Below are 23,940 nucleotides of genomic sequence, written 5' to 3'. Positions count from 1 at the left end.
GGCGGCGCGACGCTGCGCCCGGAAATTACTACGTTAGCGAAGCTAACTATATTCCTGCCGAACGCGAAACGCGACGTGAAATCGGCCACTGCCGGTGCAGGCGGGCGGCTTGGTCCTCATCTGCCTCATCGGTCACGGGCCGGAGGGTGGGACTAGCTACAGCCCGGCCAGCACCCCGGCCACAACGTCGAGGCCCTCGGCGAGAAGCCCGTCGCTGATCGTCAGCGGCGGCAGGAAGCGCACGACGTTGCCGAATGTGCCCGCCGTCAGCACGATGACGCCGGCCGCCACCGCGGCGGCGGCCAACGCGCTGGTCAGCGCGGCGTCAGGCTCGGCGGTGTCGCTTTTCACGAACTCGACGGCGATCATCGCGCCACGGCCACGCACATCGCCGATCCGATCGTCGGCGGCCTGCAGCGCAAGCAGCCGGTCCTTCATCAGCCGTTCGATCTGGCGGGCCCGCTCCAGCAGCCCGTCGGCCTCGATGGTCTCGATGGTGGCCAGCGCAGCCGCGCAGGCGAGCGGGTTACCACCGAACGTGCCGCCGACGCCGCTGGAGTGCGGGGCGTCCATGATCTCGGCGCGGCCGGTGACGGCCGACAGCGGAAGCCCGTCGGCGATTCCCTTCGCGATGCAGACCAAGTCGGGCTCGACGCCTTCGTGTTCGCAGGCGAACCACTTGCCGGTCCGCGCGACGCCGCTTTGCACCTCGTCGGCGACGAAGACCACGTCATGCCGTCGGCACCAGTCCAGCAGCGCGGGCAGGAATCCCTCTGCCGGAACGATGAAGCCGCCTTCGCCCTGGATGGGCTCAATGACGACGGCGGCCAGGTTCTCCGCGCCGACCTGCTTGGCGATGACGTCGATGGCGCGCTGCGCGGCCCGCTCGCCGTCGGTGGCCAGTCCCTTGTCAATCAGCCCGTCGCGGTACGGGTAGGACAGCGGCGCCCGGTAGATCTCCGGCGCGAACGGCCCGAATCCGCTCTTGTACGGCATCGACTTGGCGGTCAGCGCCATCGCCATGTTGGTGCGGCCGTGATAGGCGTGGTCGAACGCCACCACCGCCTGCTTGCGGGTGTACGACCGGGCGATCTTGACGGCGTTCTCCACCGCCTCGGCGCCGGAGTTGAACAGCGCAGAGCGTTTTGCACCCGAGCCGGGCGTGAGCCGGTTGAGGTGTTCGGCGACGGCGACGTACTGCTGGTAGGGCGTCACCATGAAGCAGGTGTGGGTGAAGTCGGCGACCTGGGCGCGCACCGCGTCGACGACACGAGGTGCGGAGCTGCCGATCGTGGTCACCGCGATCCCCGAACCCAGGTCGATGAACCGGTTGCCGTCGACGTCCTCGAGGATGCCGCCGGCGGCGCGGGCCGCGAAGACCGGCATGCTGGTTCCGACGCCGCGCGACACCGCCGCGGCCCTGCGCTTGGTCAGCTCCCGCGATGCCGGACCGGGGACCTCGGTCGCGAGGTGGCGACTCTGTTCGACAGCGGACACGTCAGCAGCCTAGACCGCCGGCGGCCCGAAGCTATCCGGCCGGCGGCCCTTGTCCCAGCGGCCGGCACACGTTGGTCGTCGGGTCCCAGTACTGGCCGGGATCGCAGCCCACGGGTGTCGGCCCTTGGCCCAACGGCCGGCAGACGTTGCCGCTCGGATCCCACCACTGCCCGGGATCGCAGTTCAGCGGTGTCGGCCCGACGCCCAGCGGATAGCAGGTCTTGCTGAACGGCTCCCAATACTGGCCGGCGTCGCATTGCGCCGAGCTCACCGCCGGCGTCGCGATCGTCACGAAGGCCATCGGCGTCAACGCCGTCGCCGCGATCGGCGCCAGACGGCGAACGAACTTTCTCATCCACACATCTTGGCTGACATCCGCGTCCAGCGTGCAGCCACGGCGAAAATCCGGCGAAAACTTCGCAACAGTTTCACGCTCCATGCTGCAGGAGCGGGGGAGCGAACAGGAGCGGGGGAGCGAACATGTACAGCGCCTGGCAGACGTTCTGCAGCGGGTTGTAACGCCAGCCGACATTGCATTGGCACACATCGGCATCCGGATCGAACGATGAGCCGGAAGGACATGGCAGCGTCATGCACGCATTGGCGTGCGGGCTCCAAAATTGGCCATCTTCACATGGGGCCGAGCTTGCCGTCGGCACCGTCATGGCCCCCATCGGCATCAGCGCGATGGCTGCTACTAGCGCCCGGCGGCGAACGGAGTTTTTCATGTGCCAGCCTCCCCTACACGGTACCGCTAGGGCGGGCCAAATGGTGTTCCCCCTGCGGGCGGCCGGATGATCGATGACGTCGGCCCATAGCGAAGCGCAACCCGGTTTCCCACGCCGCCACCCGGGCGGTCGAGACCGCGCGGCCGGGCAGTTGCCAGGCCTGAGGTGGCAGACTGGTGACCGACTCACCGACCAACAGGAAAGATCGTTGCCGTCATGAACCAAATGGTTGTCTTCTTGCCGCTGCTCATCGTGTTGGGCGCATTCATGTTTTTCTCGTCTCGGCGGCAGAAGCGCGCGACGCAAGCCACGATCGACCTGCACGAGTCGCTGCGCGTCGGCGACCGGGTGCACACCACCTCCGGGTTGCAGGGAACGATCAGGCACATCACCGACGACGACGTGGACCTCGAGATAGCGCCGGGAGTGGTGACCACCTGGATGAAGCTGGCGGTCAGGGACCGCGTCCAGCCGGAGATCCTGGACACCCCGGCCGACCGGGCCGACGATTTGGCCGATGGCCCGGAGCGACTGCCCAGGGACTGAGGTGGGCAATCCGCCACGTACCCTTTGCGGGTGCAGTCGAACTGATCGACACGCGACAACCGAGCGCGGGCCGCTGCCGACCCGCGCGGACCGGATGAGGAGACTCGACACGTGGCATCGCCTTCGACGCCGGTGCACCCCGCCCGTCATCTGACGGTGTTCCTGATCCTGCTCGTCGGTGTTTACCTGCTGGTCTTTTTCACCGGGAACAAGCGGGCCGACGCCAAGCTCGGCATCGACCTGCAGGGCGGCACCAGAGTCACGTTGACCGCACGAACCCCGGACGGATCGCGGCCGACACGCCAAGCGCTGTCTCAGGCGCAGGAGATCATCAGCGCCCGCGTCAACGGGCTGGGCGTTTCAGGTTCTGAGGTTATTGTCGACGGCGACAACCTGGTCATCACGGTTCCGGGCAAAGACAGCAGCGAGGCGCGCAACCTGGGCCAGACCGCGCGGTTGTACATCCGTCCTGTGATCAACGCGATTCCGGCGGAGAGCGGTCCGCTGCCAGGGGGCGCGCAACGGCCACCTCCTCCACACGGCAGACCGCGGCTGCCGCCGGGACGACTGCCCGGCCAACCTGTGCCTGGTGGACCCGCAGCACCGGTGCAGCCGGGCGGTCCCGCACCCGGTGCGATTCCTGGCGGCGGCGCGCCTGGCGGTGTTGCGCCGGGCCCGGCGGCGCAGCCGCGGCCTTACCCGCTGGAGCCGCCGCCGACACCGGCACAGCCCGCGCCGGCACAGCCCGGCCCGCCTGATCCGCGGCTGGCACTCGCCGAGCGCATCGCCAAGGAAAAGGAATGGCGCCAGAGCACCAATCAGGGCGTGCAATTCCTGGCGCTGCAAGTCGAGGCCAGGCAGTGCAACAAAGACGACATTCTGGCCGGCAACGACGACCCCAACCTGCCGCTGGTGACCTGCGACAAGGACCACAACGAGGCGTACCTGTTGGCGCCGTCGATCATCAGCGGCGACCAGATCGCGAACGCCAGCTCCGGGTTCAACCAGCAAAACGCCAACTACGTCGTCGATCTGCAATTCAAAAGCGACGCGGCAAACACCTGGGCGGATTTCACGGCCTCCCACATCGGTACCCAGACCGCGTTCACCCTGGACTCGGAGGTGGTGAGCGCACCGCGGATCGAGGAAGCCATCCCCGGCGGGCGGACTCAGATCCACGGCGACTTCACCTCGAGCACGGCACGCCAGCTGGCCAACGTGCTCAAATACGGCTCGCTGCCGTTGTCGTTCGAGTCCTCGGAGGCCCAAACCGTCTCGGCGACATTGGGATTGACGTCGCTGCATGCAGGCCTGATTGCCGGCGCCATCGGGCTGGCGCTGGTGCTGCTGTATTCGCTGCTGTACTACCGGGTGCTGGGGTTGCTGACGGCCCTGTCGTTGGTGGCTTCCGGCGCCATGGTTTTCGCGATCCTGGTGCTACTCGGCCGGTATATCGACTACACGCTCGACTTGGCCGGCATCGCGGGTCTGATCATCGGTATCGGGACGACGGCCGACTCGTTCGTGGTGTTCTTCGAACGCATCAAAGACGAGATACGCGAAGGCCGTTCGTTCCGGTCGGCGGTCCCGCGGGGCTGGGCGCGGGCCCGCAAAACGATCGTGTCGGGTAACGCGGTGACCTTCCTGGCCGCCGCGGTGCTGTACTTCCTGGCGATCGGCCAGGTAAAGGGATTCGCGTTCACCCTGGGCCTGACCACCATCCTCGACATCGTCGTGGTGTTCCTGGTGACCTGGCCGCTGGTGTACATGGCGTCCAAGTCGGCGACGCTGGCCAAGCCGGCGTACAACGGCCTGGGCGCGGTCCAGCGAGTCGCACGCGAACGGCGCGCAGCCCAACTTACGGGACGGGGGTAGCGCGATGGCCGACGAGACGACCGCCGTTGAACTGTCCGACGACACGGCAACCGTCGCCCGCTCAACCGGCGACGAGACCGGCGCTGGCCTGCCCCACCACAGTTTCCTGTCGCGGCTCTACACCGGCACCGGCGCGTTCGAAGTCATCGGCCGGCGGCGGCTGTGGTACGGCGTCAGCGGGACGATCGTCGCGATCGCCATCGTCAGCATCGTGTTGCGGGGCTTCACCTTCGGCATCGATTTCAGCGGCGGCACCACGATGTCGTTCCCGCGCGGCGGTGCTCAGGTGAGCCAGGTGGAGCAAGTTTTCCGGCAAACGCTGGGCAGCGACCCCGAGGCCGTCGTGATCGTCGGCAACGGCGCCGGCGCGACCGTGCAGATTCGCTCCGAGACGCTGTCCAACGACAAGACCGAGAAGCTGCGCAACGCGCTGTTCGACAGATTCCAGCCCAAGGGCTCCGACGGTAAGCCCAGCAGGCAAGCGATCTCCGACTCGGCGGTGTCCTCGACCTGGGGCGATCAGATCACCACGAAGGCCGTGATCGCGCTGGCGGTGTTCCTGGTGCTGGTCAGCCTGTACATCACCGTCCGCTACGAGCGCTATATGGCGATATCCGCGTTGACCACGATGTGTTTCGACCTGACCGTCACCGCGGGGGTGTACTCGCTGGTGGGCTTCGAGGTCACCCCGGCGACGGTTATCGGCTTGCTGACCATCCTGGGTTTCTCCCTCTACGACACCGTCATCGTGTTCGACAAGGTCGAGGAGAACACCCACGGCTTCCAGCACACCACCCGGCGCACCTTCGCAGAGCACGCCAACCTCGCGATCAACCAGACCTTTATGCGCTCGATCAACACCAGTCTGATCTCGGTGCTGCCGGTGCTGGCGCTGATGGTCGTTGCGGTGTGGCTGCTCGGCGTCGGCACGCTGAAGGACCTGGCGCTGGTCCAGCTGGTCGGGATCATCGTCGGGACCTACTCCTCGATCTTCTTCGCCACCCCGCTGCTGGTCAGCCTGCGTGAACGCACCGAGTTGGTGCGGACCCACAGCCGCCGAGTGGGCAGGCGCCGCGGCCCCGTTCCCGAAAAGGACACAGCCGCGCAGGCCAAGGACGAGCCGGACGGGCCGGACGGGCCGGGCGCCGCAACCGTCGCGGCCAGTGCCGGCGCGCCGGCCAACAAGCCGGCCCCCGGTGCGCGGCCGGTGCGCGAGGGCGCGAGTCGCCACCCGCGTCCGACCGGCAAGCGAAACAAGCGATAGCCGCGGTGGCCGCAGCTGCCCGACGTTGGCGTGTGGCCGCCAGCTGGCTGGCGGCGGTGCTCGCGGCAGCCGCGCCGGGCACGTTGACGGGCTGCTCCGGCAGCGCCGCCGGGCAGATCGACTACATCGTCGACGGCACACTGGTCAGCTATAACAGCAACACCGTCACCGGTGCCGCCTCGGCGGGCGCGCAGGCCTTTGCCCGCGCGCTGACCGGATTCGGCTACCACGGCCCGGACGGCCAGGTCGTCGCCGACCACGACTTCGGCTCGGTCTCGATGGTGGGTGGTTCGCCGCTGGTGCTCGACTACCAGATCGGCGACAACGCCGTCTACTCCGACGGTAAGCCGGTCACCTGCGACGACCTGGTGCTGGCCTGGGCAGCCCAATCCGGTCGGTTTCCCGGCTTCGACGCCGCCAGCCAGGCCGGCTATGTCGACATCGCGGGTATCGACTGCCAACCGGGACAAAACAAAGCCCGAGTGACGTTCGACCCAGACCGCAACATCGTCGACTACAACCAGCTGTTCACAGCGACGGCGATGCTGCCGTCGCACGTCATCGCCGAAGAGTTGGGGATTGACGTCACCACGGCGCTGATGCGCCACGACCTGCCGGCCATCGGGCGCATCGCGCAGCTGTGGAACACCACCTGGGACCTCAAACCCGGCACGGAGCCGGGCGCCATCGCCAAGCACTTCCCGTCGTCGGGGCCGTACAAGATCGAATCGGTGTTGGACGGCGGGGCGGTGGTACTGGTCGCCAACGACCGCTGGTGGGGCCCCAAGCCGATGACCAGACGGGTCACCGTGTGGCCGGAGAAAGCCGACATCCAAGACCGCGTCAACGACAAGAGCGCCGACGTCGTCGACATCGCGGACGGCTCGTCGGGAACACTGACCACCCCCGACACCTACCGCCGCAGCGATTACCCGTCGGACGGCATCGAGCAGCTGATCTTCGCGCCGCACGGCCCGCTTTCGGACGTCGCCGCGCGCCGGGCGCTGGCCTCGTGCACACCGCGTGACGCCATCGCGCGCGACGCCCGGACACCGATCTCCAACGCGCGGTTGCACACCGCGTCCGACGACGCCATCGGACTGGCGGAAAACGTTCCCGAGGCGGGCCGGTACGTGAAGGCGAACCCGGTCGCCGCGCGCGGCGCGTTGGGCGGCAAGCCGCTGACCGTGCGGATCGGCTATCGGGCACCCAACGCGCGGCTGGCCGCAATCGTCGGCGTGATCGCCAAGGCCTGCGCCCCGGCCGGCATCACGGTCTCCGACGTCACCTCCGACACGACGGGCCCGCAGACGCTGCGGGACGGGAAGATCGACGTCTTGCTGGCCAGCACCGGCGGCGCGACCGGTAGCGGTTCGAGCGGGTCGTCGGCGATCGACGCCTACGACCTGCACACCGGCAACGGCAACAACCTGTCCGGGTACAGCAACGCCCAGATCGACGGAATCATCGACGCGCTGATCGTGTCGGCCGACCCCGCCGAGCTGGTCCGGCTGCTGGCGCAGAGCGCGCCGGTGCTGTGGGGCGGTATGCCGACGCTGCCGCTGTATCGCCAGCAGCGGACCTTGCTGGCGTCGAAGAAGATGTACGCCGTCAGCAATAACCCGAGCCGCTGGGGGGCCGGCTGGAATATGGATCGATGGGCCCTGGTGCGGTGACCGACCTGCCGGTTGCCGACCTCATCGCGTCGCTGACTCGGGAGGTCGCCGATTTCCCCACGGCCGGCGTCGATTTCAAGGATCTAACTCCGCTGTTCGCCGATCGCCGGGGCCTGGCCGCGGTGACCGACGCGCTGGCCGGTGTGGCGTCCGGCGCTGACCTGATCGCCGGAATCGACGCGCGCGGGTTCCTGATCGGGGGCGCGCTCGCGGTCCGGCTGGGCACCGGCATGCTGGCCGTCCGCAAGAGCGGCAAGTTGCCGCCGCCGGTGCGCGCCGTCGAGTACCAGCTCGAATACGGCACCGCGCGCCTGGAGATTCCCGCCGAGGGAATCGAATTGGCCGGCCGCAACGTCGTGATCGTGGACGACGTGCTGGCCACCGGGGGCACGGTGGCCGCAGCGCACCGGCTGCTCGAGGAGGCCGGTGCGCACGTGACGACGGCCGCGGTGGTGTTGGAGCTGACCGCGCTGGGCGGTCGTGGGGTGGTGGCGCCGCTGCGGGTGCACAGCTTGCGCCGCATCTAAGAGCTCACCTGACCGGCTCAGGCGATGAGCGGTCAAGTCGGTCGGCTGTCTTCCAAGCAAATTCCCAGCAGCGACAAGCACGCCGCCAATGGCGTCCTGCCTCGTCCCATTTCTAAACAATCAGCACGGCTGCTCGGTTCGGGTGATGTGATGTGGCACCAAATGGGCCTGCAGCTTGGCTGACTGTCCGTTTCAGCGTTCCCGTTAGCCATCCCGGGATGTTTATGGAGTCGTTCAGCTCACCCGGTTAAGCCTCACAGGCCGAGGAACGACAGCGGGTCGGTGCTCCCGACCGCGTCAGCTGCAGCGCCGGCCGCGTCAGTGCCGACACCGAAGGCCGCACCCGGGTCGAGGCTCAAAAGGTCAACCGCGCTGACCAGGCTGGACAGGATGTTGTCCCCGGACTGCGGGGTGACGATGTCGAAGACCCCGGTGTTGACGACATCGGTGTTGGGCAGGCCGTTGCCTATACCGAATGCAAAGTCGTGGCCGCCGCCGGCGACGATATTGTTGGCGCCGTTACCGACGCCAGAGCCCAAGTCGTAGACGGTGTCGTAGTTGTAAGTGGCCTGAGCAAAGCTGTTGCTGCCGATGTCCGTGGCGGTGTCGTTGCTGCCGTCGCCGGCGCTGGCAAAGGAGTAGGTGCCGATGGCGGTGGCGGTGTCGTCGCTGCCGCTGCCGCTGCCCAGGTTGCCGGCCTGGGCGAGGTCGCCGCCGCCGTCGGCGAAGGCGACGTCGTTGCTGCCGCGGGTGGCGTCGGCGATGGTCTGGTTGAGGATGGCGGGGCTATTCGTGGCGATGGCGGCTGCGACGTCACTGTCGGGGCTCGACACGGCGACCGCGCCGGTCAGCGGGTTGACAATCTGGTTGGTGTCGACCACGAGGTTCCCGTCATAGGACACCTCAACCGGGAGGCCGTTGTTTTCGGCTTGCACCGGCATACCAATCATTGGTATTACGGCGCTCCCTTCAGGCGCCGCGTGGACAAAGCCCGGCCAAAGTCGCCGTTTAGGAATGACAGGCATCGGGTATCACGCGTCAGGTAGCTCCGTGTTGTCATCCGACCCCCAACCCGATGGCAGCGCGGAGCTTTCCCATTGCAGTTAGTCGACGGCTCCCGTTGAAACGCAGGGAAGTCCTCCGCGGCGGCGAGCAGCCTGGCGTCGCATCTAGCCCAGGGATGAGCGATATCCTTGGACGTCGGAGGTGACCAACGTGGCGGACGATAAGGTGACGGCGATTCAGCCGCCCACCGAGCCGCTGCAGCTTGCCGACATCCCTAAGCCGGCCGAGCCGCTGGCCTCCGAGCCTGCGATCAGCCTCAAGACGTCCAGCAGCGCCTCGCGCCGGGTTCGGGCCCGGTTGGCGCGGCGGATGACGGCTCAGCGCGGCGCGTTGAGCCCGGTGCTCGAACCACTGGTGGCGGTGCACCGGCAGTTCTACCCCAAGGCCGACCTGTCGTTGTTGCAGCGGGCCTACCAGGTCGCCGAGCAGCGGCACGCCACCCAACTGCGGCACTCGGGGGACCCGTACATCACCCACCCGCTGGCCGTGGCCAACATCCTTGCCGAGCTGGGCATGGACACCACCACGCTGGTGGCCGCCCTGCTGCATGACACCGTCGAGGACACCGGCTACGCGCTCGATGCATTGGCCCAGGATTTCGGCGAAGAGGTCGGCCACCTCGTCGACGGGGTGACGAAGTTGGACCGGGTGGTGCTGGGCAGCGCCGCCGAGGGCGAGACCATCCGCAAGATGATCACCGCGATGGCACGCGATCCGCGCGTGCTGGTGATCAAGGTTGCCGATCGGCTGCACAACATGCGCACGATGCGCTTCCTGCCGCCGGAGAAGCAGGCCCGCAAAGCCCGTGAAACGCTGGAAGTCATTGCGCCGCTGGCGCATCGGCTGGGCATGGCCACCGTCAAATGGGAGCTGGAGGATCTGGCGTTCGCTATCCTGCATCCCAAGAAATACGAGGAAATCGTGCGGCTGGTCGCCGACCGGGCGCCGTCGCGGGACACCTACCTCGCCAAGGTGCGCGCCGAGATCATCGCCACCCTCAATGCGTCGAAGATCAGCGCGGTGGTCGAGGGACGGCCCAAACACTATTGGTCGATCTATCAGAAGATGATCGTCAAGGGCCGCGACTTCGACGACATCCACGACCTGGTCGGCATCCGCATCTTGTGCGACGAAATCCGGGACTGCTATGCGGCAGTGGGTGTGGTGCATTCGCTGTGGCAGCCGATGGCGGGCCGGTTCAAGGACTACATCGCCCAACCGCGCTACGGGGTGTACCAGTCGCTGCACACCACCGTCGTCGGCCCGGAGGGCAAACCGCTGGAAGTGCAGATCCGCACCCGCGATATGCACCGTACCGCCGAATACGGCATCGCGGCGCACTGGCGCTACAAAGAAGCCAAGGGCCGCAACGGAGTTCCGCATCCGCATGCTGCAGCCGAGATCGATGACATGGCCTGGATGCGGCAACTGCTCGACTGGCAGCGAGAGGCCGCCGACCCCGGTGAATTCTTGGAGTCGCTGCGTTACGACCTTGCGGTACAACAGATCTTCGTGTTCACACCGAAGGGCGACGTCATCACGCTGCCCACCGGATCCACGCCGGTGGACTTCGCCTACGCCGTGCACACCGAAGTCGGCCACCGCTGCATCGGCGCTCGGGTCAACGGCCGACTGGTAGCGCTGGAACGCAAGCTTGAAAACGGCGAAGTCGTCGAGATTTTCACGTCGAAGGCGCCCAACGCCGGGCCGTCGCGGGACTGGCAGCAGTTCGTGGTGTCGCCGCGCGCCAAAGCCAAGATTCGCCAGTGGTTCGCCAAGGAGCGCCGCGAGGAAGCACTCGAGACCGGCAAGGAAGCGATTACCCGCGAAGTTCGCCGCGGCGGACTTCCGTTGCAGCGCTTGGTCAACGGCGGGTCCATGGCGGCGGTGGCCAGCGAGCTGCACTACGCGGACGTATCGGCGCTCTACACGGCGGTCGGGGAGGGTCACGTATCGGCCAAGCACGTCGTGCAGCGGCTGGTCGCCGAGCTCGGCGGTATCGACCAGGCCGAAGAGGATCTCGCCGAACGGTACACCCCGGCCACCACGCCGCGACGTCGACCCAGCACCGACGACGTCGGGGTGGCGGTGCCCGGTGCCCCGGGCGTTTTGACCAAGCTCGCCAAGTGCTGCACGCCGGTGCCCGGCGACCAGATCATGGGTTTCGTCACCCGCGGCGGCGGAGTCAGCGTGCACCGCACCGACTGCACCAACGCCGCGTCGCTGCAGCAGCAGGCCGAGCGGATCATCGAGGTGCACTGGGCACCGTCGCCGTCGTCGGTGTTCCTGGTGGCCATCCAGGTCGAGGCGCTCGACCGGCACCGGTTGCTGTCGGATGTCACGCGCGTGCTGGCCGATGAGAAAGTCAACATCCTCTCGGCGTCGGTGACCACGTCCGGTGACCGGGTGGCGATCAGCCGGTTCACTTTCGAGATGGGCGACCCCAAGCATCTGGGACATCTGCTTGGCGTGGTCCGCAACGTCGAGGGCGTCTACGACGTCTACCGGGTGACGTCCGCGGCGTAAGCGAATCGCGTTACCGCAGCGGAAAGGCGGGGATAACCGGCGGCGTCCGTTCCATGGGACTGCGTCCAGCGTCGTGGTCTTTCGAAAACCACAGCCCTGGCTGCAATCTCGCGCCGCTCAGTCCGGCCGCACCGAGGTGATGGTGACTTCGGTGGCGGGCGTGCCGTCGTCGCCGCCACCGGCGACGCCCGCCGCGGCGATCTTGTCCAGCGTCGCCAGGCCGGCGGCGCCGATTGTGCCGAATACGGTGTATGCCGGCGGCAATTGCGAGTTGCGGTAGACCATAAAAAATTGGCTGCCGTTGGTGTTCGGGCCGGCATTGGCCATCGCCAGCGTGCCGCGCGGATACGTGACCGGCTTCTTCAGCGCCGGATCGCCGGGCGGGTACTGATCGACCGGGTATTCGTCGGCGAACTGATAGCCCGGGCCACCGGTGCCGTCGCCTCGCGCGTCACCGCACTGCAGTACTGACAGCCCCGGCGACGTGGTCAGCCGGTGACATTGCGTGTCGTCGAAGAACCTCTGCTTCACGAGGCTGACGAAACTGTGCACTGCGCAAGGTGATTCGTTGTTCGCGAGCTGCAGTCCGATCTTGCCCCGGTTGGTGACGACGGTCACGTCGATCCGGGCGGGATGGGTGGGCACAGCGCCGGTTTTGGGCGGGTTCACCGGCTTGGCGGCGGAATCGGTGGTCGCGGGGTATCGGCAGTCGGCGCCCAGGCCAGCGGAGGGGACGAACGGCGGCAGCTGCGGCCCGGCCGACGGTTTGGCCGTGGCCGGGGTGGTCGCAGTGGTGCTGCTGCTGGTGGTGGCCGACGTCTTGGTCGGGGCCGCCGACGACGTCACGGTGGTGCCGCGATCCGAGGTTGCGGCGCTGACGACTACCAGCGCGATCACCCCGAACAAAGCCAACCCCGCTGCGGCCAATCCCGCGATCAGCGCCACGGTGTGCCTAGTTTCGGATTCCACCGGCTGCTCTGGCTGCCGCGCCGGTGCGGGCCGGGGCCCGGCCGATGGCGACAGGCTTGCCGGTGGACTGAACCGGTTCTCCAGCGCTGCGCGTGCGGCTTCGGCGAACTGCAAAGCCGTCTGGTAGCGGGCCTGCGGGCTTTTGGCCATAGCGGCGGCGATCACTGCGTTAAATGCCGGCGCTACACCGGGGGAGGACGTCGACGGTCGCGGCGGCGGGGCCGTCAAGTGCCCAACGCGTTGTTCTTCGAAGGTGTCTCCGGGATAAGGCTGTTGTCCCGTCAAGCATTTGTGCAACACACCGGCAAGTGAATAGATATCAGCGCGGGAATCGCCTGTGCCGCTGAACAGTTCGGGCGCCATGTAGGCGCCGGGGACATGGCCCACGCTGGCCCCGGCGATATCTGCGGCGCTGCGGGCCATCCCGAAATCGGTCAGGTAGACGAAATCTCGCGGCCCAATCAAAATATTCGAGGGCTTGACGTCGCGATGCACGAGTCCCACCCGGTGGGCGCTGTCGAGGGCCGCGGCGACTTGCTCGACGATCGTGACCGAGCGGGCAGGAAGTATGCGGCCGCCTTCGTTTCTGATCAGCCGACCAAGGTTGGCGCCCTCGATCAGCTGCATGTCCACATACAGCCGGCCGTCGATCTCGCCGTAGTTGTGAATCGGGACCACGTGCCGGTTGTCAAGGCCGGCGGCCGCGGCTACGTCGCGGCGAAACTGCTCGAGGAACTCTGCATTCTCGCCCAATTCCGATGGCACTATCTTGAGCGCGACCACCTGGTTGGTGACGGTGTCGTTGGCCCGGAAAACGTTTCCGGTTGTGCCGCGACCGATGAGATCGAGAAGCTGGTAGCGCCCGAATGTCGTCACCTGCACAAAGAGTTCTCCTGTTAGCTAGGGCGCCGAAGCCTCGATCAGTCCAGCCGCACTGATGTGATCGTGACCGGGACGGCTGGCTGGCCGTCCTGACCGCCGCCGGCAACGCCGCCCTTAGCGATCTTGTCCAGGGTGGCCAGCCCGTCTTGTTGGATCTTGCCGAACACGGTGTATTCCGGTGGCAGCTGGGTGTCCTTGTACACCATGAAGAACTGGCTGCCGTTGGTGTTCGGGCCGGCATTGGCCATCGCCAGCGTGCCGCGCGGATAGATCACCGGCTCGTGGGCGGCGGGGTCACCAGGCTTGTACTGGTCGGTCGGATACTCGTTGGCGAACTGATAGCCCGGCCCGCCGGTGCCGTCGCCGGTCGGGTCGCCGCACTGCAGCACCGCCGACGTCGGCGCGGCGGTGAGCCGGTGGCACTGGGTGTTGTCGAAGAATTTCTGCTCCGCCAAGCTGACGAAATTGTTGACGGTGCAAGGTGATTCGTTGTTAGCGAGCAACAAGCCGATATTGCCCTGGTTGGTGACCATGCTGACGCTGACCTGAGCCGGGTCGGTGGGCACTTTGCCCTGCCTCGGCGGCTTCACCGGCTTGCTGGCCGGCTCAGCCGAAGGCGCGTACTGGCAGTTGGCGCCCAGGTTGGCGGCCGGCTTGAACGGTGGCAACGGCGGAATCCCGGACGGCGAGGCCGCAGCGGCGCTGGTCGTCGTGCCGGGGCTGGCCGAAGCCTGCTTGTTCTGGTGCTCCCTGTTGGTCTTGACGACGGTGAAGACCGCCGCGGCCAACACGACCACTGCCGCAACCGAGCCGCCGACGATCGCCAGCATCCGGCGACGACGGGCCTGCTGGGCGCGGCGCTGCAGCTGCCGTTCGAGTTTGCGCCTGGCCGTCGCACGTCGCTCTTCGTTGGTGGGCACCGCCGATATCCCTCCGTGGTTGTGTGGCTGAGTCAGCAAAGAGTGTGCCAGTTGACGCCGGACAGGGGTGGCGCGACCCATGCCCGCTGCAGGGATGGGAAACTGGAGACCGTGTTTGTCACCGGATTTCCCGCCGGGTTGCTGCAGTGCAACTGCTATGTGCTGGCGCCGCACCCCGGAGCCGACGCCATCATCGTCGACCCTGGCCAGCGCGCGATGGGCCCGTTGCGGCGCATCTTGGACCAAAATCGGCTTGCGCCCGCGGCGGTCCTGCTCACCCACGGCCACATCGACCACATCTGGTCGGCGCAGAAGGTGTCCGACACCTTCGGCTGCCCCGCTTACATCCACCCCGAGGACCGGTTCATGCTGGCTGACCCCATCAAGGACTTCGGGCCGAAGCTGGGCCAGCTGGTGTTCGCCGCGATTTTCCGCGAGCCCCAACAGGTCGTCGAACTCGATCGGGACGGCGCCTTGATCGACCTCGCCGGAATCAGCGTCACCGTCGACCACACACCGGGCCACACCCGCGGATCGGTGGTCTTTCGAGTCGGCGGCGATGAAGAACTGGCGTTCACCGGCGACACCCTGTTCGAGCGCTCGGTGGGTCGGACCGACTTGTTCGGCGGCAGCGGACGCGACCTGATGTGCTCGATTGTCGACAAGTTGCTGGTCCTCGACGACAAAACAGTGGTGCTGCCCGGGCACGGCAATTCCACGACCATCGGCGCGGAACGTCGGTTCAACCCGTTCCTCGAAGGCCTCAGCCGGTGAGCGGCGACTTCTCCGGCCCCAAAGGCGTACCGGACTACGTCCCGCCGGATTCGGCGCGGTTCGTCGCGGCGCGCTCGGGGCTGCTCGACGCCGCCCGCCGGGCCGGCTACAGCGACATCGAGCTACCGATCTTCGAGGACACCGCGCTGTTCGCCCGCGGGGTGGGTGAGTCCACCGACGTGGTGACGAAAGAGATGTACACCTTCACCGACCGCGGCGGCCGCTCGGTGACGCTGCGGCCGGAGGGCACGGCCTGTGTCGTGCGCGCGGTGATCCAGAACGGCCTGGACCGCGGCGCGCTGCCGGTCAAGCTGTGTTATGCGGGGCCGTTCTTCCGCTACGAGCGGCCACAGGCCGGCCGCTACCGCCAGATGCAGCAGGTCGGTGTGGAGGCGATCGGCATCGACGACCCCGCGTTGGACGCCGAGGTGATCGCCGTCGCCGATGCCGGATTCCGCTCGTTGGGCCTTGACGGGTTCCGGCTGGAGATCACCTCACTGGGCGACAACACCTGCCGTCCGCGCTATCGGGAACTGTTGCAGGACTTTCTGTTTCAGCTTGACCTCGACGACCAGACCCGAAAGCGCGCCGAGATCAATCCGCTGCGGGTGCTCGACGACAAGCGCCCGGAAGTCAAGGCGATGACGGCCGATGCCCCGGTGATGCTCGACCACCTCTCCGATGTGGCCAAGCAGCATTTCGAGACCGTGCTGGCCTACCTCGACGCGCTGGGCGTGCCCTATGTCGTCAACCCGCGGATGGTCCGCGGCCTGGACTACTACACCAAGACCACCTTCGAATTCGTGCACCCTCGCCTGGGCGCGCAATCCGGCATCGGCGGGGGCGGCCGCTATGACGGCCTGATGCGCCAGCTCGGCGGAGCCGACCTGTCCGGTATCGGGTTCGGTATCGGCGTCGACCGCACCTTGTTGGCGTTGCAGGCCGAGGGCAAAGAGGTCGGGCCGACCGCGCGATGCGACGTGTTCGCAGCGCCGCTGGGCGAGCCGGCCAAGCTGCGGCTGGCGGTGCTGGCCGGGCAGCTGCGGGCGGCGGGGGTGCGGGTGGATTTGGCGTACGGCGATCGCGGCATCAAGCCCGCGATGCGCGCCGCGGACCGATCCGGTGCACGCGTGGCGCTGGTCGCCGGTGATCGCGACATCGAAGCCGGAACCATCGGCGTGAAGGACCTCACGACCGGGGAGCAGGTCGACGTTGCGACGGATTCCGTTGTCGCCGAGGTCCTTTCGCGGCTAAGCTAGGCCGACTCGCCGCGAGTTGGGGGCCGAGACGACTTCTCCGCCGGTGACGCTCACCGTGTAGCCGTTCGGGAACTCGACGGGCGGCACGGAGATGGTGGTCTTCGAGTCGGCCGGGAAGCTGCCCATGCCATCGGCCTTTTCGGTGGCGTAGCTGAACTCGAAGGCGCCGTTGTCGAACGAATAAGACGTCGGGGTGACATGTTCGCGACGAGTCGGGCGCGCTTCAATCTAACAAACTACTTAGAAACAATCTAGTTTTCCTAACCCTGCCGGCCAGTGGGGAAACACTCAGCCGCGGCGGGGCCGAGTGAGCGTGAATTGTTCGACCACGCTGATCGCCCCGTACGGGCCGTTAACCGCATAGTGCGTTGCCTTGATCGACGTGTTGCCGCCCGCCGAGCCGGGGTCGACGTCGAAAGCCGCGAATCCGTACGGGTTTTCGCGGTCGCGGAACGCCGACCACGGCGCCTCCTCTACCACGTAGAAGGGCGCCTTGCGTCCGATTGCCGGATCGAATTGCCCGACGCTGGTCAGCACGCGGCATTTGGGCTCGGGGAAGAACATGGTGTTCGACGGCGCCGACGTGCCCCCACCGCCGATGACCAGGTGCACGGTGCCCTTGCTGGTGTCGATCACGTCGCCGCGGGAATCGGCCGGGATCGGCGTTTTGGTTTCGCTGTCTTGTGTTCCCCGCACCGGATGCGAGCGTTCGTAGTGGTGCTCATGACCGCACACCACCAGGTCGACCTGGTAGCGGTCGAACAGCGGCAGCCAAACCTGGCGGATGCCCAAGTCGGCGCCGTTGGTGCGGTCGGCGGTGGACACCGCGGTCTGGTGCATGCAGACGACCACCCAGTCGATTCGCTGGTCAGCTCGCGCGGCGGCGAGTTCGGTTTCCAGCCAACGCTTTTGCGCGCCGCCCGAGTAGCCGTGCACGTAGAAGTTTCCGCCGTCCTGAAAGCAGACGTCGTCGTTGCTGAGGCTGATGACGCGCACCGACCCGGCGGTGAACGAATACCACAGTCCGCGCAGTTCGGCGTCGGACCCCGAGTCGGGCAGGGCGAAGTACGTCTGATACGCGGCGTAACCGACCGGCCCGTTGCCCAATTCGTTCTCATGGTTGCCGGCCGCCGGCATCCAGGGCCGGTAGCGGGCCGAGCGGGTGTTGTTGTCGAACCAGTCCGACCAACTGCGGATGCGGTCGTCGGCCAGGTTGGCGTAGCACAGGTCGCCGTTGACCAGGTTGAACAGCGGGCCGAGGCGTTCGACGGCGGTGGTGGTGTCCCCGGCTGCCGGGGAGCCGAGATTGTCGCTGCGGTAACTGTTGTCCTTCAGCCGGCCAAGAGTCGGAGTGGCCTGGTCGCCGAAACTGGTGAAGCGGAACGGCTTTCGCCCGAACGGCGCAGTTCGGAGCGTCCCCAGCTCGGGGTCGGCGCCGTCGTGCACCGCGGCGTACACGTAGTCGGTGTCGGCAGCCAGGTTGTCGAGCACGGCGTGGTTGACCCGAACCTCGGTCTTGGACTTCGCATCCCGATACGTGCGGGTCTCGGCGTGCACCACGCGGCCGAAACCGGACATCGGTGTGCCGACCATCACCCGCGGGTTGTGAACGGGATCGGTGGTGTGCCATGAGACGACGACTTCGGTGGAAGCGTCCCTGCCGAATTGCAGATGCAGCCCGCCAACCGGTTGCGCCCCGCTTCGAGTGGGCCGAGTCCACAGGGTGGGCCCACGATGCGCTGCGCCGAGCAGTGCAACGCCGCCCGCGCCGACACCCGCGCCGACGATCGCGGCCGCAGCCCCCGTCGTCAGCACCGTCCTGCGGCTGATCCCGTCGCTCACCACTCCTTCATACCTGGCGCCGAGTGTGGGGTTCGGAGCTGTTGCGGCTGACACGAGCCCACATTCGACGCGCTGCCCGCCGGCGCGGCGCGCACCGCGTTCGACTTCGGACGGCGAAAAGCTCCGAGGGCTGCGGTCGTTCGGCTCGATGCTCTGGCCAACGCTACCGGGTTGACCCCGGAGGCGGTCAGAGCCGTCGCTCAACGTCGTGCCGGCGGGTGGCCTGCTTCGACTGCGGCGTGTGATCGAGCCGATACACGATCGTGTCGGCTATCCGTTCGCCCGCACCGACATGGGCTTGGCCGGTGTCTCCGATTTGACGACGGCAACGACGGCGCTGATGCGGTGATGGTCTTGCCGGGTCTTCTGGAAACTTTCCGAACGAGAAATCTTTAAGCATTTTCTCAGAATTGGCGAAGTGATTAGGGATTTCGATCATGACGGACAACAACCCGGCCACTAGCGGGTCGATATTGCTATCGACGACGTCACACAACAGCGCAATGGTCAAAGAGTGCACCGGTGGTCTTTCCCGGATGCGGCGCATCGACGAGCTCAGCGGCGGCCGGCTGCCCTTCTGCGCCGGCAGCAATCCGCTAGTGCTGGACGCGCTGCGGGCCGGTGCCGCCGGTGTGTGCACGGCCGCGCGGTGTCGGCGTCTGCAGCCCTGTATCGACGTGTACGATGAGGCTAACCGCTGGCGAATTGCCAACAGCACAAGCCACTTACACCGAGCTCAAGCCCGTGCTCGAGTTCATCGTGGTCGGCGGGGTGGCCACCACAGTCGAGGCCGGGTTGGAGTTGATCGCAGCCGGAGTCGGGGATCCGCGCGGACCACCGCTGCCCTTGGACCTCGACAGCCGAGCGAAGCCGCAGAAGATATTGACAAGTATCTAATCGCGCCACTAGGTAAGGTGCGGTTGAGCGGGTTGCGGCCTTGCTCGAGAGCACGGTGTCTGAACATTGGAAAAAAATGTCGATGCGGGCTGAATGTCTTTGGTTCTTATCAGCTCAACGCGCGTGTTCGTGATTTACGATTTACCGCACCGTTGGGCCCCCGGACGAGCGCTGCCCCCAAGAGTTAATTGCATTACTCTTGGGGGCAGCTGACCGGGGGTTTGACGTCATCTCAAGGAGGGCTCAGGTGTCGTTCGTAACTACGCAGCCGGAAGTGTTGTCCGGTGCTGCGAGCACTTTGTCCGGTCTCGGTGACGCGATGGTGGCGCGCAATGCTGCTGCGGCGGCACCGACGACGGGGTTGGCCCCGGCGGCATCCGACCTCGTGTCGGCGATGACGGCGACCCAGTTCGGTCGGCAGGGGTTGACCTATCAGCAGATCGCCGCCCAGGCGGCGGAGGTACATGAGCAGTTGGTGGCCGCGTTGCGCTCCGGCGCGGGGGCCTATGCATTGACAGAGGCGGCGAATGCGGCATCTGCAGGCTAAGGGGGGCTGGGGGCAATGAGTTTCATGATGTTCCCGCCTGAGGTCAACTCGGCCCTGATGTATTCCGGGGCGGGCTCTGGGCCCTTGATGGCGGCGGCGTCGGCCTGGAACGAGTTGGCCACCGACTTGGAGACCACTGCCAACTCGTATCAGTCGGTGATCCAGCAAGTGACCAGCGGGCCATGGCTGGGTCCGACTTCGGCGCGGATGGCCTCCGCGACCGCGCCGTACATCGCCTGGTTGCAGGGCAGCTCGATCCAAGCCGCTCAGACCAGCGCCCAGGCCAGTTTGGCTGCCGCCGCTTACGAAGGCGCGTTTGCAGCGACGGTGCCGCCGTCGGTGATCGCGGCCAACCGAGCGCTGTTGGCAGCGCTGGTCGCCACCAACTTCCTGGGCCAAAACACACCGGCGATCGCGGCCACCGAGGCGCACTACATGGAGATGTGGTTCCAGGACGGGCTGACGATGGACACCTATGCGCTGACGTCCCAGCAGGCCACCGCGCTGCCCGAGCAGAGCCCGGCGCCGCCGACCAGCGACGGGGGCACCTCGGCCAACGCGGCCGCCGCCGCCCAGTCGGCGAGCACGACCGGCAATTTGGCCACTGGCCTGGAGAATCTGCTGATCGACTATCTGACCTCGAATTCGGGGAACCTGACGACCGACTGGACCAACGTGCTGGGCGGTGTCGGCGTGCCGTCGAGCTGGGACTCGACGCTATTGAGCACGCTGGTGCCGCCGGCGTCGGAAGCGGCCATCTCTTCGGCCGAGGGGACGATCCTGCCGGCTCAGCTCTCCTACTACGTGGCCATGGGGGGCAGCATGCCGGCGAAGATGCTGATCAGCATGTCCAACTCGCTGAGCGCCAGCCAAGCGCTGCAGGCGGGCCAACAGGCGATGCTGGCTCAAGTCACCCAGGTCATCGACGGCAAGATGAAAGCTTTGATGGGCGGCATCGCGGGCGAGATGCGGGGGTTCTCGTCGTCGATCAGTGCGCAGCTGGCTTCGGCGAGCCGCTTGGGCGGGTTGTCGATACCGAATGGATGGGCGCACAACGCGCCGCAGATGGCCGTTCGTGCGGCCCCGGTGCTGCCCCAGACCAGTGTCAGCCCGATGAACCCGTCGGCGGGCCTGCCCAACAGCCCGTTCACCCAGGCGCTGATGGGTTCGCTCAGCGGGCGCGGGGTAGGGACCCAGGCTGTCAAGACAGCCTCCGTCAAAGTCGAAACCCGCACACCGGCCGGCGGGTGAGAGGTGGGGGGATGCCGTTGCCGCACAACGCATTAATGCCGAAATGATATCGAGATAGGGAGAAAGTTATGCCTACGCGTTTTATGACCGACCCGCATGAGATGCGGGCGATGGCGGGCCGTTTCGACGTGCACGCCCAGACGGTGGAGGACGAGGCCCGCAAGATGTGGGCGTCGAGCCAAAACATCGCCGGCGCCGGCTGGAGCGGCAGCGCCCAGATGACGTCGCATGACACCATGGGCCAGATGAACCAGGCGTTCCGCAACATCGTCAACATGCTGCACGGGGTGCGCGACGGGCTGATCCGCGACGCCAACAACTACGAGTCCCAAGAGCAGGCCTCCCAGCAGATCCTGTCCAGCTAGCCCACTCGCACCAGCCTTTTAGGAGAACACAATGTCGATCAGTTACCAGTTCGGGGACGTGGACGCCCACGGCGCGCTGATCCGGGCCCAGGCCGCGTCGTTGGAGGCCGAGCACCAGTCCATCGTGCGCGATGTGCTGGCCGCCGGTGACTTCTGGGGCGGTTCGGGTTCGGTGGCCTGCCAGGAGTTCATCACCCAGCTGGGCCGCAACTTCCAGGTCATCTACGAACAAGCCAACGCTCACGGCCAAAAGGTGCAAACCGCCGGCAACAACATGAACTCCACCGACAGCGCCGTCGGCGGCAGCTGGGCCTAATCTCAACGAACCGCTGTGGCCTGCACACCAAACGGTGTGCAGGCCACAGCGGTTCGGGCCTAATGGCCTAAATCGCAGCGCTACATGCCGACCGCTATGCACGCGCCGAGGATCGTGGTCGACACGAAGTTAGCGGCGTTGGCCAGGTGATTATCGGTTGGCGTATACGTGGGCAGCGACACCACGAACGCCCGGCGATACTGCGCGGAGAGGTTGGCAAAATCCTGCCAGACCGCGTTATCGCTTTGCCGGCCAAGCTGTTCGAGGTTGCGGGCATAGGCGTTCATCACCGGGGCAACCGCATAGTTGACGGCCTTTTGTTCGCGATTCCAATAGATCGCGGGGACGTTCGGGTCCAGCTTCTGCCAGTCGGCGATTTTTTCGCCGAATCGATCTAGCGCCGACTTCCAGTCGCCGCACACGGGATTAGCACTAGTCAGGAAGGGCTGCGGGTTAGCCGGATTGCCCACCGGGGCAATGTCCGACGGCGGCGCCGACGGCGGCACCAAGGGACCCCGCGCAGCCGCGGAGCCGTCGCTGATCGCCGCGCAGATCGCCCCCAAAGCAGACGAGGCGCTGTTCGCGGTGCCCGCCAGGGTGTTGTCCGCGGGTGTGTACTTGGGGATGCGTTCGGCATACGCGCGGGCGTAGGCGATGAACTGCTGATAGAGCTCGCGCATCACCCGATGCGGCGTCAGCTTGACCAAGCCGATCGTTTGCGCCGCGGCGCCGCGCATCGACTGCGCGGCCGCAATGTATTGCGCACGTTGCCTCGGCGTCCACGCCGAGGCAGGCACCGATCGGTCTCGCTCGTTCCAGAGGCCCGTGCCGCTGTTCGCGAGCTCGTTGTTGATCGCTGTCCACGCCGCGCAGCTGGCGTCCTCGGTGATGACCGAGACCGGCCCGATGTCTTTGCTGCTGGCCACTCCGCTCGCATCCGCGTTCGAACCCGCGTCGGGGTTACCCCCTTGCGGTAGCCCGGAACCGCCGCCGCCGAAAAGCAGGACCACGGCAACGACCGTCGCCAGGACAGCCACCACGCCGACCGCGCCCATGGCCCACTTGAGGCTTTTGTTGTCGGTCGGACCGTCAGATTCAGACGTCACGGTGGTTCAGCTTAAATGACAACCGGCTCACCGCAGGCAATTGGCGCGGACGGCGGCCCTTGACAGCCACCCGAACAAGCGTTCGAATAGGGTATGCGGTGGGATGGCCAGAGCGTGGCGGTCGACGACGGCGCGCTTCCCGGGCTGGAGCGCATCGGTTTGGTCCGCAGCGTGCGGACACCGCAGTTCGAAGGGATCACTTTTCACGAGGTTTTGTGTAAGTCTGCGCTGAACAAGATTGCCGGCGGCGGCGCCATGCTGCCGTTTAACTACACCGTCAACGGGTACCGCGGCTGTTCGCATGCGTGTCGCTACTGTTTCGCCCGCCCGACTCACGAATACCTGGAGTTGAACTGCGGCAACGACTTCGACAGCCAGATCATCGTCAAGACCAACGTTGCCGACGTGCTGCGACGGGAGGTGCACCGTAGATCGTGGCGGCGCGAAACCGTTGCGCTGGGCACCAATACCGATCCCTATCAACGCGCGGAGGGGCGGTATGCGTTGATGCCGGGCATCATCGGCGCGCTCGCGGAGTCGGGCACGCCGCTGTCGATCCTCACCAAGGGCACGCTGCTGCGGCGTGACCTGCCGCTAATCGCCGACGCCGCCGGGCAGGTGCCGGTCAGCCTCGCCGTGTCACTCGCAGTCGGTGACGCCGAACTGCACAAGCAGGTCGAGCCGGGTACCGCGTCGCCGCAGGCCCGGCTGGGCTTGATCGCGGCGATTCGCGACGCCGGCCTGGACTGCCATGTGATGGTGGCGCCGGTGCTGCCGTGCCTCACCGATTCCGTCGAGCAGCTCGACGCCTTGTTGCGCCAAATCGCATCGGCCGGGGCCACGGGTGTCACGGTGTTCGGGCTGCATCTGCGCGGGTCGACGCGCGGCTGGTTCATGTCCTGGCTGGCGCGAACGCACCCCGGGCTGGTCGGGCGGTATCGCGAGTTGTACCGGCGCGGAGCATATCTGCCGTCGTCGTACCGAGCCGAACTATGGGCGAGGGCGGCACCGCTGATCGCCAAGTACGCATTGGGCGGCGATCAACGACGATTCGAGGCGGCCCCGGCGCATCGGGTGATCGAGGCGCCGCAGCCGATGCTGTTCTGAT

The 23,940-nt window shown here is 66.7% G+C and carries 21 protein-coding genes and 2 pseudogenes; 14 read left to right on the top strand and 9 right to left on the bottom strand.

The window, feature by feature from the left end; genetic code table 11:
- Window positions 1-156 precede the first annotated feature (156 nt).
- Together gabT and M5I08_RS17625 are read right to left on the bottom strand one after the other, a co-directional pair.
- On the bottom strand, window positions 157-1,497 hold the full coding sequence (gene gabT, locus M5I08_RS17630; protein WP_219067800.1) for a 4-aminobutyrate--2-oxoglutarate transaminase: 1,341 nt from the start codon (window positions 1,495-1,497) through the stop codon (window positions 157-159).
- 31 nt (window positions 1,498-1,528) lie between these two features.
- The gene (locus tag M5I08_RS17625) at window positions 1,529-1,852 is read right to left on the bottom strand and encodes a hypothetical protein (RefSeq protein WP_219067801.1); all 324 of its coding nucleotides are present in this window, start codon (window positions 1,850-1,852) and stop codon (window positions 1,529-1,531) included.
- Window positions 1,853-2,441: 589 nt separating this feature from the next.
- On the opposite strand from M5I08_RS17625, the gene yajC reads away from it, so the two are divergent.
- The 5 genes from yajC (at window position 2,442) to M5I08_RS17600 (ending at window position 8,113) form a co-directional block, all read left to right on the top strand.
- On the top strand, window positions 2,442-2,771 hold the full coding sequence (gene yajC, locus M5I08_RS17620) for a preprotein translocase subunit YajC (protein WP_219067802.1): 330 nt from the start codon (window positions 2,442-2,444) through the stop codon (window positions 2,769-2,771).
- 111 nt (window positions 2,772-2,882) lie between these two features.
- Window positions 2,883-4,646 carry a protein translocase subunit SecD gene (gene secD, locus M5I08_RS17615; RefSeq protein ID WP_219067803.1) on the top strand — a complete coding sequence of 588 codons (1,764 nt, stop codon included), beginning with the start codon at window positions 2,883-2,885 and terminating at the stop codon, window positions 4,644-4,646.
- Between the two features lie 4 nt (window positions 4,647-4,650).
- On the top strand, window positions 4,651-5,910 hold the full coding sequence (secF, locus tag M5I08_RS17610) for a protein translocase subunit SecF (protein WP_219067804.1): 1,260 nt from the start codon (window positions 4,651-4,653) through the stop codon (window positions 5,908-5,910).
- A 32-nt stretch (window positions 5,911-5,942) separates the two neighbouring features.
- On the top strand, window positions 5,943-7,586 hold the full coding sequence (locus tag M5I08_RS17605; RefSeq protein WP_249763393.1) for an ABC transporter substrate-binding protein: 1,644 nt from the start codon (window positions 5,943-5,945) through the stop codon (window positions 7,584-7,586).
- Window positions 7,568-8,113: an adenine phosphoribosyltransferase gene (locus M5I08_RS17600; protein WP_219067806.1), complete on the top strand. Its 546-nt coding sequence runs from the start codon at window positions 7,568-7,570 to the stop codon at window positions 8,111-8,113. Before M5I08_RS17605 ends, M5I08_RS17600 begins: the two co-directional genes overlap by 19 nt.
- Before the next feature lie 254 nt (window positions 8,114-8,367).
- Here the strand turns inward: M5I08_RS17600 and M5I08_RS17595 are convergent, their stop codons facing one another.
- Complete coding sequence (locus tag M5I08_RS17595) at window positions 8,368-9,054, bottom strand: hypothetical protein (protein ID WP_249762878.1); 687 nt, start codon at window positions 9,052-9,054, stop codon at window positions 8,368-8,370.
- A gap of 274 nt (window positions 9,055-9,328) precedes the next feature.
- Between M5I08_RS17595 and M5I08_RS17590 the strand changes: the two genes are divergently transcribed.
- The gene (locus M5I08_RS17590; RefSeq protein ID WP_219067808.1) at window positions 9,329-11,704 is read left to right on the top strand and encodes a RelA/SpoT family protein; all 2,376 of its coding nucleotides are present in this window, start codon (window positions 9,329-9,331) and stop codon (window positions 11,702-11,704) included.
- A gap of 117 nt (window positions 11,705-11,821) precedes the next feature.
- Here the strand turns inward: M5I08_RS17590 and M5I08_RS26985 are convergent, their stop codons facing one another.
- The 3 genes and pseudogenes from M5I08_RS26985 to M5I08_RS17575 form a co-directional block, all read right to left on the bottom strand.
- Window positions 11,822-12,727 (bottom strand): peptidylprolyl isomerase, encoded by a 906-nt coding sequence (locus M5I08_RS26985; RefSeq protein ID WP_370328656.1) that lies wholly within the window; start codon window positions 12,725-12,727, stop codon window positions 11,822-11,824.
- A gap of 132 nt (window positions 12,728-12,859) precedes the next feature.
- Window positions 12,860-13,549, bottom strand: a pseudogene (locus M5I08_RS26980) (serine/threonine-protein kinase); the annotation flags it as partial.
- A gap of 44 nt (window positions 13,550-13,593) precedes the next feature.
- Window positions 13,594-14,475 (bottom strand): peptidylprolyl isomerase, encoded by an 882-nt coding sequence (locus M5I08_RS17575; protein WP_219067810.1) that lies wholly within the window; start codon window positions 14,473-14,475, stop codon window positions 13,594-13,596.
- A gap of 111 nt (window positions 14,476-14,586) precedes the next feature.
- Here M5I08_RS17575 and M5I08_RS17570 point away from each other — a divergent pair, with 111 nt between their 5' ends.
- The gene (locus tag M5I08_RS17570; RefSeq protein WP_219067811.1) at window positions 14,587-15,249 is read left to right on the top strand and encodes an MBL fold metallo-hydrolase; all 663 of its coding nucleotides are present in this window, start codon (window positions 14,587-14,589) and stop codon (window positions 15,247-15,249) included.
- Window positions 15,246-16,508: a histidine--tRNA ligase gene (gene hisS, locus M5I08_RS17565; protein ID WP_219067812.1), complete on the top strand. Its 1,263-nt coding sequence runs from the start codon at window positions 15,246-15,248 to the stop codon at window positions 16,506-16,508. Before M5I08_RS17570 ends, hisS begins: the two co-directional genes overlap by 4 nt.
- On the opposite strand, the gene M5I08_RS17560 is transcribed toward hisS, so the two are convergent.
- A complete protein-coding gene (locus M5I08_RS17560) occupies window positions 16,500-16,736 on the bottom strand; it encodes a hypothetical protein (protein ID WP_219067842.1) in 237 nt (78 codons plus the stop codon). The two genes, hisS and M5I08_RS17560, sit on opposite strands and share 9 nt — an antisense overlap.
- A 60-nt stretch (window positions 16,737-16,796) precedes the next feature.
- The gene (locus M5I08_RS17555; protein ID WP_219067843.1) at window positions 16,797-18,353 is read right to left on the bottom strand and encodes a fibronectin type III domain-containing protein; all 1,557 of its coding nucleotides are present in this window, start codon (window positions 18,351-18,353) and stop codon (window positions 16,797-16,799) included.
- A gap of 330 nt (window positions 18,354-18,683) precedes the next feature.
- Here M5I08_RS17555 and M5I08_RS26975 point away from each other — a divergent pair.
- The 5 genes and pseudogenes from M5I08_RS26975 to M5I08_RS17525 form a co-directional block, all read left to right on the top strand.
- Window positions 18,684-19,247: pseudogene (locus M5I08_RS26975) on the top strand (dihydrodipicolinate synthase family protein); the annotation flags it as partial.
- Window positions 19,248-19,494: 247 nt separating this feature from the next.
- Window positions 19,495-19,794 (top strand): PE family protein, encoded by a 300-nt coding sequence (locus M5I08_RS17540; protein ID WP_219067815.1) that lies wholly within the window; start codon window positions 19,495-19,497, stop codon window positions 19,792-19,794.
- Window positions 19,795-19,809: 15 nt separating this feature from the next.
- Window positions 19,810-21,045 carry a PPE family protein gene (locus M5I08_RS17535; protein ID WP_219067816.1) on the top strand — a complete coding sequence of 412 codons (1,236 nt, stop codon included), beginning with the start codon at window positions 19,810-19,812 and terminating at the stop codon, window positions 21,043-21,045.
- A 68-nt stretch (window positions 21,046-21,113) separates the two neighbouring features.
- On the top strand, window positions 21,114-21,410 hold the full coding sequence (locus M5I08_RS17530) for a WXG100 family type VII secretion target (protein ID WP_219067817.1): 297 nt from the start codon (window positions 21,114-21,116) through the stop codon (window positions 21,408-21,410).
- 31 nt (window positions 21,411-21,441) lie between these two features.
- Window positions 21,442-21,726, top strand: a complete 285-nt coding sequence (locus M5I08_RS17525; RefSeq protein WP_219067818.1) for a WXG100 family type VII secretion target — start codon at window positions 21,442-21,444, stop codon at window positions 21,724-21,726.
- 80 nt (window positions 21,727-21,806) lie between these two features.
- Here the strand turns inward: M5I08_RS17525 and M5I08_RS17520 are convergent, their stop codons facing one another.
- The gene (locus M5I08_RS17520; RefSeq protein WP_219067819.1) at window positions 21,807-22,832 is read right to left on the bottom strand and encodes an ESX-1 system-associated protein; all 1,026 of its coding nucleotides are present in this window, start codon (window positions 22,830-22,832) and stop codon (window positions 21,807-21,809) included.
- 93 nt (window positions 22,833-22,925) lie between these two features.
- Between M5I08_RS17520 and M5I08_RS17515 the strand changes: the two genes are divergently transcribed.
- A complete protein-coding gene (locus tag M5I08_RS17515) occupies window positions 22,926-23,939 on the top strand; it encodes an Rv2578c family radical SAM protein (protein ID WP_219067820.1) in 1,014 nt (337 codons plus the stop codon).
- Window position 23,940: the final 1 nt, after the last annotated feature.

The organism is Candidatus Mycobacterium methanotrophicum (assembly GCF_023515995.1).
Lineage (GTDB): Bacteria > Actinomycetota > Actinomycetes > Mycobacteriales > Mycobacteriaceae > Mycobacterium > Mycobacterium methanotrophicum.
This window is presented reverse-complemented; position numbering and strand designations above follow the sequence as displayed.

Coding starts and splice junctions, on each gene's coding strand:
- M5I08_RS17625 (WP_219067801.1), bottom strand. CDS start 1,852: ATGAGAAAGTTCGTTCGCCGTCTGGCGCCGATCGCGGCGACGGCGTTG.
- yajC (WP_219067802.1), top strand. CDS start 2,442: ATGAACCAAATGGTTGTCTTCTTGCCGCTGCTCATCGTGTTGGGCGCA.
- secF (WP_219067804.1), top strand. CDS start 4,651: ATGGCCGACGAGACGACCGCCGTTGAACTGTCCGACGACACGGCAACC.
- M5I08_RS17600 (WP_219067806.1), top strand. CDS start 7,568: ATGGGCCCTGGTGCGGTGACCGACCTGCCGGTTGCCGACCTCATCGCG.
- M5I08_RS17595 (WP_249762878.1), bottom strand. CDS start 9,054: ATGCCGGTGCAAGCCGAAAACAACGGCCTCCCGGTTGAGGTGTCCTAT.
- M5I08_RS17535 (WP_219067816.1), top strand. CDS start 19,810: ATGAGTTTCATGATGTTCCCGCCTGAGGTCAACTCGGCCCTGATGTAT.
- M5I08_RS17530 (WP_219067817.1), top strand. CDS start 21,114: ATGCCTACGCGTTTTATGACCGACCCGCATGAGATGCGGGCGATGGCG.
- M5I08_RS17525 (WP_219067818.1), top strand. CDS start 21,442: ATGTCGATCAGTTACCAGTTCGGGGACGTGGACGCCCACGGCGCGCTG.
- M5I08_RS17515 (WP_219067820.1), top strand. CDS start 22,926: ATGCGGTGGGATGGCCAGAGCGTGGCGGTCGACGACGGCGCGCTTCCC.